General features: G+C 32.2%; 11 protein-coding genes. 7 read left to right on the forward strand and 4 right to left on the reverse strand.

From position 1 onward, the window contains the following. Positions 1–116 precede the first annotated feature (116 nt). The 6 genes from B3040_RS17645 to B3040_RS17670 all read left to right on the forward strand — a co-directional run bounded on the left by B3040_RS17645 (position 117) and on the right by B3040_RS17670 (position 5,228). On the forward strand, positions 117–881 hold the full coding sequence (locus tag B3040_RS17645) for a MerR family transcriptional regulator (protein ID WP_349679187.1): 765 nt from the start codon (positions 117–119) through the stop codon (positions 879–881). A 56-nt stretch (positions 882–937) separates the two neighbouring features. Then, complete coding sequence (locus tag B3040_RS17650) at positions 938–1,651, forward strand: ABC transporter ATP-binding protein (protein ID WP_291576223.1); 714 nt, start codon at positions 938–940, stop codon at positions 1,649–1,651. 3 nt (positions 1,652–1,654) lie between these two features. Further along, the gene (locus B3040_RS17655; protein ID WP_291576225.1) at positions 1,655–2,398 is read left to right on the forward strand and encodes an ABC transporter permease; all 744 of its coding nucleotides are present in this window, start codon (positions 1,655–1,657) and stop codon (positions 2,396–2,398) included. Between the two features lie 109 nt (positions 2,399–2,507). Then, positions 2,508–2,723, forward strand: coding sequence for a FeoA family protein (locus B3040_RS17660; protein WP_291576227.1), 216 nt, complete (start codon positions 2,508–2,510; stop codon positions 2,721–2,723). Positions 2,724–3,136: 413 nt separating this feature from the next. Continuing rightward, the gene (gene feoB, locus B3040_RS17665; RefSeq protein WP_291576229.1) at positions 3,137–5,083 is read left to right on the forward strand and encodes a ferrous iron transport protein B; all 1,947 of its coding nucleotides are present in this window, start codon (positions 3,137–3,139) and stop codon (positions 5,081–5,083) included. 1 nt (position 5,084) lies between these two features. Further along, positions 5,085–5,228, forward strand: a complete 144-nt coding sequence (locus B3040_RS17670; RefSeq protein WP_291576231.1) for a FeoB-associated Cys-rich membrane protein — start codon at positions 5,085–5,087, stop codon at positions 5,226–5,228. A 333-nt stretch (positions 5,229–5,561) separates the two neighbouring features. On the opposite strand, the gene B3040_RS17675 is transcribed toward B3040_RS17670, so the two are convergent. Continuing rightward, positions 5,562–5,879, reverse strand: a complete 318-nt coding sequence (locus B3040_RS17675) for a hypothetical protein (protein ID WP_291576233.1) — start codon at positions 5,877–5,879, stop codon at positions 5,562–5,564. 193 nt (positions 5,880–6,072) lie between these two features. Between B3040_RS17675 and B3040_RS17680 the strand changes: the two genes are divergently transcribed. Then, positions 6,073–6,627, forward strand: a complete 555-nt coding sequence (locus B3040_RS17680; RefSeq protein WP_291576235.1) for a Type 1 glutamine amidotransferase-like domain-containing protein — start codon at positions 6,073–6,075, stop codon at positions 6,625–6,627. A gap of 315 nt (positions 6,628–6,942) precedes the next feature. On the opposite strand, the gene B3040_RS17685 is transcribed toward B3040_RS17680, so the two are convergent. The 3 genes from B3040_RS17685 to B3040_RS17695 all read right to left on the reverse strand — a co-directional run bounded on the left by B3040_RS17685 (position 6,943) and on the right by B3040_RS17695 (position 11,120). Next, on the reverse strand, positions 6,943–7,182 hold the full coding sequence (locus tag B3040_RS17685) for a hypothetical protein (protein ID WP_291576237.1): 240 nt from the start codon (positions 7,180–7,182) through the stop codon (positions 6,943–6,945). Positions 7,183–7,512: 330 nt separating this feature from the next. Next, on the reverse strand, positions 7,513–8,913 hold the full coding sequence (locus B3040_RS17690; RefSeq protein ID WP_291576240.1) for a hypothetical protein: 1,401 nt from the start codon (positions 8,911–8,913) through the stop codon (positions 7,513–7,515). Between the two features lie 353 nt (positions 8,914–9,266). After that, positions 9,267–11,120 (reverse strand): P-loop domain-containing protein, encoded by a 1,854-nt coding sequence (locus tag B3040_RS17695; protein WP_291576242.1) that lies wholly within the window; start codon positions 11,118–11,120, stop codon positions 9,267–9,269. Positions 11,121–11,479: the final 359 nt, after the last annotated feature.

An 11,479-nucleotide genomic window follows, 5' to 3' on the forward strand; every position in this document is an offset into this window, starting at 1 on the left:
AAATAAAGGTTGAGAGTAAAGGATTATAATTAAAGTTTTAAACTTATTTGAAAGCCTCCATTAAGACACCAGACTTTTATTATGGTTTATTATTAAAGACAGAGGAAGGGGATGATATTATAGAAACCTATAAAACCTCAGAGGTAGCAAAAATAATTGGAATTCATCCAAATACTGTACGTCTTTATGAAGATTTAAAGCTAATTCCAAAGCCAGAGAGATTAGCTAATGGCTATAGAATATTTACTAAGGTGCATATTGAGCATTTTAAGCTGGTAAGAACTGCGCTACAAGTAGAAGTGTTGCAAAATGGACTAAGAAAGCAAGTAGTTAAGGTTATAAAGGTAGCAGCCTTGAAGGAGTATAGTAAGGCTATTGAGCTTACAGAGAAGTATATAGAAAGTATAAAGTATGAAAAAAATCAGGCAGAAGAGGCAATCAGCATCGTAGCAGGAATACTAGCTGATAATAATCAGGAAGAGAGTCCAACTCAGCTTACAAGAAAAGAAGCTGCTGAGTACTTGAATATTACAATGGATACTTTAAGGAATTGGGAACTTAACGGACTGATTACAATAAAGCGAAGAAGTAATTCTTATAGAGTGTATAGAGATTCAGATATGAAAATATTGAAAATTATTAGGGTTCTTAGGTGTGCTAATTACTCTCTAAACTCAATTTTACGTTTATTAAAGGAATTATCTCAAGGGAAAAAAGTTGATATAAAGGAAGTAATAAATACTCCAAAGCTGGAAGAGGACATAGTTTCTATTTGTGATAAACTGCTCACATCTTTACAGGCAGCTGAAGTAAATGCAAAAGTTATTCATGGTCAACTGAAAGAAATGCAAATTGAATATTTTAAAAACCCTCCACTTTAACACCAGTGTTTAACCTGGTGTTATTCTTTTATAAGAAAGTTATAGGAGGCATTACAATGGAGAAAATTATTAAGGTAAAAGGATTAAAAAAAAGCTATGGGGGTGTTACTGCTGTTTCAGACATAAGTTTTGAAGTGCAGAAAGGTCAGGTCTTTGGGCTTCTTGGAGCTAATGGAGCTGGTAAGAGTACAACTATAGAGTGTATTCTAGGAACTAAAAGTCTAGATGCTGGAGAAGTAGCTATATTGGGAATGGACCCTATAAAACACAGGAAAAAGCTATTTCAAAGGGTAGGCGTTCAATTTCAGGAAGGAAGTTATCAAGAAAAAATTACTGTTTCAGAGCTTTGTGAGACTACTCATGCTCTATATAAATCGCCTGAGGATTATCTGGAGCTAATAGAAACTTTCAAGCTTAAAGACAAATTGCAAAGACAGGTTAAAGATTTATCTGGAGGAGAAAGGCAAAGACTTTTTATTGTACTTGCATTAATACCTAGTCCACAGGTGGTATTTTTAGATGAATTGACTACAGGTCTTGATACAAAGGCAAGACGGGATTTATGGAAGTATATTTCTGGGTTAAAAAGTCAGGGGATCACTATTTTTCTAACCTCTCATTATATGGATGAGGTTCAGATTTTATGTGATAAAGTGGCCATTCTCAGAAAAGGCACAGTAGTATTTTATGGTACTGTTTCAGAGGCCATAGCTTCAAGTCCATTTGAAAACTTTGAAGATGCTTATCTTTGGTATGCAGGGGAGGAATAAGTAATGAAAACATTTATAACAATGCTTAAAACTGAAATGAAATTATCCTTGAGGGGAATGGATATGTTTATTTTTGCCATATGTTTACCTATTGTAATGGTATTTATTCTCGGAAGCACCTATGGAAGCAAGGCGGCCTTTGAAGGAGCTAACTATACCTTCTTTGAACAATCCTTTGGGGCAATAGCTGTTATAGCTATCTGTGCTGGAGGGGTTATGGGACTTCCACTGGTAGTATCCGATTATAGGAGCAGAAAAATACTAAAGAGATTTAAAGTTACACCAATAAGCCCAGTGTTAATACTAGCTGTTCAACTAGCAATTTACGTACTTTATGCTGTAACCTCACTTGTACTTATTTATCTCACATCATGGATTTTCTTTAATTTTAGCTTTAAAGGTTCCGTGGTAAGTTTTTTAGGTGCTTACCTTTTAGTTATGGTATCTATGTTCAGTATTGGACTCATGGTTGGAGGAATTTCAGCTAATGTGAAGATTGCAGGTACTATAGCAAGTTTACTATACTTTCCTATGCTAATTTTTTCTGGTGCAACTCTACCTTATGAAGTGATGCCTTCAGCATTGCAAAAGGTAGCAGGAGTTTTACCACTGACCTATGGAATAAAGCTGTTAAAAGCAGCCACTGTTGGTGTACCAATTAGTGAAACTCTGGTTCCTATAGTTATTATGATAGTTCTTACAATAATTTGCACTATAATATCTTTGAGGTTTTTCAGATGGGAATAATATTATCTATAGAAAATAGTGGATTTATGTTGACAAATTCCTTGAGTAAATGATATTATTTATCAATAGAGAATAAAATTCAGTATTATTAAAAGTGGGTGAAAAAATTATGTTATTATCAAAAGCAGGAATCGGTGAAACATTTAATATTAAACAGGTGGAAGGAAAGGAAAAAATACAAAAGTTTCTTTTTACCTTAGGTTGCTTTCAAGGGGAAGAAATTACTCTTATCTCTAAGCTAGCAGGGAATTATATTGTTAATATTAAAGATAGTAGATATGCACTTGATGAAATCATGGCAAAATCAATTGTTCTTGAGGCATAGCTCAAGTGCTTTAGGCGTAGTTCAAGTTTTTTAAAGCACGCTGAACACTTAGATGCCAGCTCTATTGCTAGACCTATAAATTTAGTTTTAGAATTCTGGTTCTATTATTAAAACATTGCCTTTGTGATAATGCATAATCTATAAGATAAAACTTTGTACTTAAGATTTTAATGTGCTATAGGAGTGAATAACTTTAACTCTGAAATTTTGGTGTTAAAGTTATTGCTCTGAAATAGATATTTTAGGCTATTATATTAAATTAAGTTAAACACCTTTTGGAAGAGGTGAACTTAAACAAAATGAACTTGTTCATTATTTAAGCCTGAATATCCATGAAAATAGCACCTTTTATTTTACATATTAAATGATAATGAGTATCAATATCGAATATAAAATTTTGAGGGGGAATTAAGATGAAAATTGCACTAGCGGGAAATCCTAACTGTGGTAAAACCACCTTGTATAATGCTATTACAGGAAAGACAGAGGCAGTAGGTAACTGGGCTGGGGTTACTGTAGCTAAAAAAGAGGCGGAACTTAAGAAAAAATATAATTCAAAGGGTAGAAACATAAAAATCGTTGATCTTCCAGGAGCTTATTCTATTTCACCTTTTAGTGGTGAGGAAAAAATCACAAGGGATTTCATTTTAGAAGAAGCACCAGATGTAATTATTAACATAGTAGATGGAGCTAATTTTAGTAGAAGCTTATTTTTTACAACTCAACTTTTAGAACTTGGAATTCCAGTGATTATTGCTGTAAATAAAAGTGATGTTCTTTCTAAAAGAGGGGACATAATTGATTTAAAAGCCTTAAGTAAATTACTAGGTTGTTCAGTAATTAATACCACTGCTACTTCAGAGGAAGGTTTATTAGATTTAATTAATGAAGCAGTAAAGGTCGGAGAAGAAAAGAAGCCACAAGGTAAACTAGAGCTTGCGGATCAACACTCGGATATTGCTAGACAAAAGTTAGTAGATAGTATTGTTAATAAGAGCTTAGATAAAAAAAGAGATGCGAAAAAGGTTAACTTTTCAGATAAAGTAGATAGAGTTGTGGCTCATGAGTGGTTTGGAATACCAATTTTCTTTGCAATAATGTGGGCTGTATTCTCTTTCTCAATTAATGGACTAGGAGGATTCTTATCAGACTACTTTAATGAGGTAGTATTTGCAGAAATTGTTCCAAATGCAGCCAATGGATTTTTAGAAAGCTTAGGAGTTGCTCCATTATTACAAGCCCTTATAGTTGACGGTGTTATTGGTGGAGTTGGAGCGGTTATAGGATTCTTACCTCTAGTTATGGTATTATTTTTCTGCTTATCACTACTTGAAGATTGTGGATATATGGCTAGAGTTGCCATAGTAATGGATAGATTCTTTAAGAAAATTGGACTTTCAGGAAAGTCTATTATACCTATGATTGTTGGTTCAGGCTGTGCAATCCCAGGGGTTATGGCTACTAGAACCATAGAAGACATTAACGAGAGAAGAATGACTACAATTCTTACTCCTTTTGTACCTTGTGGTGCAAAGCTTCCAATTATTGCACTTTTCACAGCAGTGTTCTTCCCAGATAATTCTTGGGTTGGAGCAAGTATATATTTACTAGCTATAGTTATGATTGTAATTGGCGGACTTTTACTTAAGAAAATTTTTGTTTGGGAGAGTTCTTCTTACTTCATAATGGAACTACCAGAATATAAGATGCCAAGTTTAAAATATGCTTTCCTGCAAATGATAGACAAAGCAAAAGGGTTTATTTATAAAGCTACTACTATTATTCTTGTTTGCAATACCTTTGTATGGTTTGCACAAGCTTATGGTTGGAATCTACAGCCAGTAGAGGATCAAAGCTTAAGCATTCTTGCTTCCCTTGGAACAATAATTGCTCCAATATTAGTTCCATTAGGAATGGTAGGATGGCAACTTGCAGCAGCAGCAATAACAGGCTTTATAGCAAAAGAAAATGTAGTTGCTACCATTGCAGTATTATTAGCTGTAGCTTCAGAGGAAGCATTGCATTTACCAGGAGGAGTTTTAACAGAATTCTTCACTCCAGTAACGGCTTTTGCATATCTTGCTTTTAACTTATTTACACCACCTTGCTTTGCGGCTATTGGAGCTATGAACTCAGAAATGGGTTCAAAGAAATGGTTATTTAGAGCTTTAGGTTTCCAATTTAGTGTGGGTTATCTTTTAGCAATGGTTATAGCTCAAGTAGGAACTTTAATAGTTTATGGAAAACCTGCAACAGGACTTGTACCGGCTATAATAATAGCTGTTGTAGCAGCAGTGTATGTTTTCATAACAATTAAAAAATCTGATTCAAAACGAATTCAGTTAGGAGTTGAAGCATAATATGGGAAATATAATAGTTGGATTAGTTTTTCTTGTCATCTTTGGCTTTGCCTTTAAAAAGGTTTATAGTGATACTAAAAATAACAAGTGCAGCTGTGGAAGTAGCTGCTCAGATAAAAGTAAGTGTAGTAGAGTTAAGCAATAAATATATAGAATATGTCATGACTTAAAGATTAAGAAAGACATAGAAATTGAGGATTAAATTTCTTGATTTGCACATAGGATTTATTGACTTAGACATAGGATTTATAAGTAACGAGATGAAAGTACCAATCTATATGATTAGGACTTTCATCTCTTATTTTTCTTGGAAAGGCTGTGAAAAGTGCTGAAACCCGCATGAACACTATATATTTATAACAATATAAGAATAAGTATTTATAATAAGATAACTTTTCACGCCTATATAAGTTTTATCAAAGAGCAGAAGTAAAGGCCAAGGATATAAATTAAAAAAGGACACCAATTTCAGTGTCCATCAAGATATGTATACTTCACCATTGCCTACTATAACTATTCTATAGGTTGGCTTTAGAGAAATTAGATTAAACTTTTCAGACTTAGGAGACAATCTTATGGATTGTATTATTAGTTGATTTTCATCGAATAATTGTAAGTAAACATCATCTGTGGCAGAAATATTTTGAACAGAATAAAGATTTGCTGGTGAAAAGTTAAAGTCAGCTGCTTTATAAACACCTTCTTTAAAGGTATTAGCTGCGGATACTGGTATAACATTAATTGTATTAAGTGATAAAGAAAGTAGAATTACGAATATGGTAAAAAATTTCTTCATGTAAGACTCACCACCTCTCAACATTATTATGAGAAGATAGCTGGGTTAATATACAAATTTAAGTGAAGTAGAAGTCTAAATAAAAAGTAAAAATAATTACTACATCAAAGGTTTCATACAAAATATGTAACACGTGTTATAATTTTGATAATAGTAAGTTTAACTAGGGGTTAAATATAATTGGGGGGCAAATATGAAAAAAATAATGCTAACATCAACGGGGTTTACAAATAGAAATATTGAAAAAAAGTTTTTGGATTTGGTGAAGTTACCAAGTGATAAAATTAAAGCTATATTTATCCCAACAGCCGCAATAACTGAAGATGCTAAGGTATTTGTTCCTTTGTGCAAAGAGGATCTTTTAATTGCTGGTGTTTTACAAAGTAATATAGTTACCTATGATTTAGATAGAATTATAGGCTGTGATGAGATTTGTAATTTTAATGTTATATATGTTTGTGGGGGAACTACAGAATATTTATTAGACAGAATGAATGTCGTGAAATTCAGTGTTCCATTAAAAAAGTTTTTAGATAATGGTGGAGTATATGTAGGGGTGAGTGCTGGAAGCGTTGCTTTAGCTCAAAACTTACCTGAAAATTTAGGATATATAAATTGCACACTAAAGGTTCATCAAGAAGAAGGCACAGAATGTGGATGTATAGATACAAGGGATTGCCCTACTATCAAATTAACAGATAATCAAGCCATAATAATTGAAGATAATAGCATCATTATAATGGAGTGATTAGAGAAATACAAATTTCTTACTATAGTTTTTAGTTATTTTGAAAGGAAATATGTTAAATGGGGAATTATTAAACATTACTCATCTATGATTTTAGAAATAGAAAAATGGTTAAATAATGAATTAGTATAATTGTTAAAAGAATTTTGAAGTTTTCAATATAAAATAAAATTTATTGGATAAGTATAAGAATTACCTACGAATAATTACAAAGGTATAATAATATTGAAAAGGAGTGATTCTAAGAAATTAAAAGAAAATCATGTATTCTGAACGTTTAATATTCTTAGAACACTCCAAATTATGTATTTGCAATTATTGTAATTTTTCTCCACAGTTACTACAATGGGTAGGATTGCCTGATCTTCCCAAGTATTTATTGCATTTTGGACATCTCCAGTTGAATCTTGTAAATACTACAAGTCCTATAACTATTACTAATGCTATTGTTTGAAGGTTAGTAAAATACGATACCATTACCGCTAATGCTGCTACAATTGTAACAAGAATTTGCATTTTTTTTCTCTTTTTAAAAACGTTTTCAAAATCTCCCAAAATAAATTCATCTCCTTTATATAAACTATATATTATATCGTAAGTTATTCTGAAATCTTTACTATAAATGTCGTATTTTGTATAAAGTGGGGTGATTATAAGAGGTTTATGTTAATATCCATTCGTTAAGTATAACTATAAAATCTATGTTATGGTTGCAAGAGGGACAACAGTAATAAAGAAAAGCATTTTTATGTATGAGACAATTTATAATAAAAAACAGATACTAATTGAAAATAAGGTAAACATACTAAGAAGATTAATAAGTAATTGAATGAAATGCAAAAAAATACGCCAAATATATGTAAACATTGGCGTATAAGGAATTATTTAATTTTGAGGTTTTAAATTTAAAATAATCTCATCTACTGCTTCTATGATTTTATGCACTTCTTCCTCCGTCAAATTTGATCCTACTAAAGTTTTTACCTCCTTTGAAAATCCATTTAATATATCTACATAATTATCCTTGTCTTTTCGCATTGATTTCTCCGCATCATTAAGCTTTGTTAAAAGACTCTTCTTGAGATCTTTGCTCAAATGAGTTTCTTCTATAGAAGCTTGAAGGTTATTTATAGTATATTTATTTACTCCAAAGGGTTGGGTAAAGCTAATTCCGCCATTTCCTATAAGTTGTGCACGTACATAGGAATCAAATTTATCTTCAAAATCATTTAAATCAATAGTATTACCTGTTGCAATTATTTTCCCATCAGCAATCCATTGAACAGTATTATAATGAGAACCTTTAATAGTAATGGAGTTTTCCTCTTGATCTATTTTGATATTACGAATTACTGGAGTAGGGCCTTCAGCTTTAAAATTAGGTCCTAACTCTCTTTTGGCTATTTTTGCAACTGCATAGAAGGTTCCGTTTTTCATAGCATTGCGAAGGTTATCTACATTGTTTTTTGGCATTAACATCATATTATAACTGAAGCCGATTTTATCAACACTATGAGTATCATCATTTGAAAAACCCCATACAGGATTTCTCACATCCATTGTTTCTGAAAGAATACTATCCCAAAGGATTCTATCACTTAAGGAATCTACGTCTTTTTCATTAATAATTTCCATACCTACAAGTGTTTTATATTTCTTAAATAATTCAATATATTTTCCATATACAGTTGGATCTTTTGAAAGAGCTTCTCCTTTAACTATATCGCTACTTCCGCCAGTATAGCCGCCTGGATGATCGATGTGGGAAATTCCCCCCAATTCTTCTGTACGAGTTATAATATCTTCTAAAGTATCTCCAGATTTATTGTTATAGTCTGCAAAGAAAGTATTAAGATGATTTGCTATTGATTGTTCGTTAGAATATTTAACAGCTAACATACCTCTGCCATTTCTACCTATACCGGCATCAATTTCTTTTAAACGCTCTGAGGTTAAATAGGTTTTATTTTCTGGTCTGTCAGTTCTATCCCAAGTGGTGGTTGTAAAGTTATGGTCTGTAATTGCTAAAATATCAAAACCTTTTGCATAATGATCTTCAATCATTTCCTTTGGGGTGTTGCTTCCATCACTTTCAGTAGTATGAGCATGGAAACCTGCCTTATATTGACCATAGCTATTCCAGTCTACATATTTATATGGATCTAAGATAAAATAATCAGTATTTACCTTAGGAGACATAGCAAAACTTGTTTTCAGTGTAGATATAGCAGTAATTACCATAGCTGAAGCTAGAGTAATTAGGATTTCTTTGTTTTTCTTAAACAAAATAGCCACTTCCTTTTTTAAACAGTATAAATTTAAGTAACCTACCCAATAAAAGTGATGCATGGAAAAGTTAGCTACAAATGAAGTGAGAAAACGTCATTTAGAATGACTATGGAGAACCATGTCATAAGTAAGCTAGACTTCTTATAAGGTCTTGATACAACTAGCTTGAAAGGGTATAAATTGAATTATATATTATGTTATACCCAACTAAATTATAAAAAATACGGTATAGCTAGGTGGCTATACCGTATTTTTATTACGAAAAGTCTTTTTACGTTCTTTTATTTTTATTTAGATTACATATTAAATAGTAAGTAGGTTCATTTTGAAGAGCTGCTTCGGAAGATTTATTATAAAAACTCCACAGTTCTCATACGATTTATAGCAGCGGCTAATTCTATTTTTCTAGGAAGTTCAAGCCATCGTTGAGTTAAGAAGACATTTGGATAAATTGAGTCTAATCCATTGGCTTCAACTTCCTTGTATGCTTCTAAAATAGCTTCTTCAATATCAACATTTTCTGTGGTGGTTGACTTAAGTTCTATAAATCTTAGTAAATAAGCCAATGCATTTAGCTGTGCATGTGAGATTATTCCAGGTAGCATACGCAAATCAAGTTTTTCATCACCTAAAGCAATGGACTCTTTTTCTATGACATTAAACTTTTCAGTACCTTGGTCATTAGGATAGGGTGTAAAGCCCTTACTCTTTATTTTACGCTGATGGTACCAGTTTACAGTTTCTAAGGATTCTTCAACAGCAAGCTCACTAAAGTTTAAACACATTAACTTTGTTTCCTTTGTTATATTGTAAGCAGTAAAATCTTCCATAAGGATTACATTATCAGCTATTTCAAGATATTCACTGCTTCCACCAATAACAAGTATGGTTGAGGTTCCAGTTGAATAGAACATTTCGCGTATCCTATCAGTAAATGGAGTTATAGGCTCTTTTTTTATAAGTTTTTTCATTCTAGAATCCTTTATCATAAAGTTTGTAGCACTTCTATCTTCATCAATCAAAAATAGCTTTGAACCATAATTAATAGCTTCAATAATGTTAGCAGCTTGTGAGGTACTCCCACTTGCACGGTCTGTAGAGAAGGATTTTACATTTACCACAGACAAGGATTTTATGAAAGGAGATAAGTCTAAGTTTTGAATTGACCTGCCATCCTCAGCTGATATAGTTATAGCAGTTTCATCAGTTATTACAAATTCACGTCCATCTCCAGGAATATGATTATACACTCCAACAGAGATGGCATCCAACAAGGTGCTTTTTCCTGAGTATCCACCACCAGTAATAATAGTTACTCCTTTTTTCACTGCCATTCCAGCAATATAGCTGCCATCTCTAAGGAGAATTTTAACTTCATCTTCTACTGGACTCTTAAATGGTAAGGAATTTTCTTGTGGAAGCTCCGTTCCCTTGAAACGAGGCAAAATACTTCCATTAGCTACAAAAGAGCAGTAAGAGTTATCACTTAAGAATTTACGGATTTCCTCTTGGATTGAAGCTACTTTGAGACAGTTATTTAAGGTAACATCATCAAAGTTATCTACAAATTCATCAAGTATTAGGGGTAAGTCCCTAGTCATCATCTTTGCAGCCTTCTTGCCATTGATGGTTAACTTCTTTTCTTTATCTTTATATATAGGTAGTAAAGCTTGAATCATTATACATAAATACTCATCATCTATTGAAAAGTCAATAAGATCATTTTCTTCAACTTCATTATAAGGAGCTTCAACCTCCACAAAAGGCTTAGCTTTTTCTGAGGATTCCAAACTTGAAAGGTTTTGAGAACTATCCCTCCAAGGGGAGGTTAAAAAGGAGCAATTACGCTTTAGTACCTCCTGGCCTGGGTTATAAATATAAAGCATACCAGTAATTTTTGCTTCCTTGGTACGGTTATAGTATTCATCATTCTTCAAGTTAATATAGTAACCAAGTTTTCTAAGACAATAGTCTTCAATAGCTAATTTTTGAACTTCTGAATAAGAATTTATATCTTTAAGATTCAAATGAGATATAGGAATTTTAATTGTTATAGTTGGTTTTTCAAGTAAAAGCTTATGAGTAACATCAAATTTAAACTCTATATCCTTATGATAATAATAAGGTCCTTTAACAAGTGATTGCAAAGCTAATTTTCTTTTAAAACTACTAGCCTGTGGAGTACAGCCTAGTTTACGAGACATAATATGAGAGTTATCCTCGTAAATTTTACGATAATAAGATACATTGCAATCATCAATTTCTAATAATATTTTCTTTAAACGATCTATAGGTAACACCTCTTTCAATAATATAAATTGTTTTCGAATCCAAAAATAAATGACAATTAGGCATCTGAAAATAAANNGTGAAGGATATTTTGAGTTCACAAGCAAGCTTGTGCAGGCAAGGAAACAGGTTCCACAGATAGTAGCGCTATCTAAGGGTTCTGTTGACGCAGTATAACTTAAAATAGACAAACAAACTGACTTATTTATTTTTTGAAGATGCCTTATATTAAGAAAAAATAAAACACCTCTGATAAAATCAGAAGTGCTTAGTC

It is taken from the genome of Clostridium sp. UBA4548, assembly GCF_002387895.1.
Classification (GTDB): Bacteria; Bacillota; Clostridia; order Clostridiales; family Clostridiaceae; genus Clostridium_J.

Bases quoted from the DNA above. Each gene is read 5' to 3' on its own strand.
- B3040_RS17680 (WP_291576235.1), top strand. From the start codon at position 6,073: ATGAAAAAAATAATGCTAACATCAACGGGGTTTACAAATAGAAATATT.
- B3040_RS17655 (WP_291576225.1), top strand. From the start codon at position 1,655: ATGAAAACATTTATAACAATGCTTAAAACTGAAATGAAATTATCCTTG.
- B3040_RS17670 (WP_291576231.1), top strand. From the start codon at position 5,085: ATGGGAAATATAATAGTTGGATTAGTTTTTCTTGTCATCTTTGGCTTT.
- B3040_RS17650 (WP_291576223.1), top strand. From the start codon at position 938: ATGGAGAAAATTATTAAGGTAAAAGGATTAAAAAAAAGCTATGGGGGT.
- B3040_RS17675 (WP_291576233.1), bottom strand. From the start codon at position 5,879: ATGAAGAAATTTTTTACCATATTCGTAATTCTACTTTCTTTATCACTT.
- B3040_RS17660 (WP_291576227.1), top strand. From the start codon at position 2,508: ATGTTATTATCAAAAGCAGGAATCGGTGAAACATTTAATATTAAACAG.
- B3040_RS17695 (WP_291576242.1), bottom strand. From the start codon at position 11,120: ATGTCTCGTAAACTAGGCTGTACTCCACAGGCTAGTAGTTTTAAAAGA.
- feoB (WP_291576229.1), top strand. From the start codon at position 3,137: ATGAAAATTGCACTAGCGGGAAATCCTAACTGTGGTAAAACCACCTTG.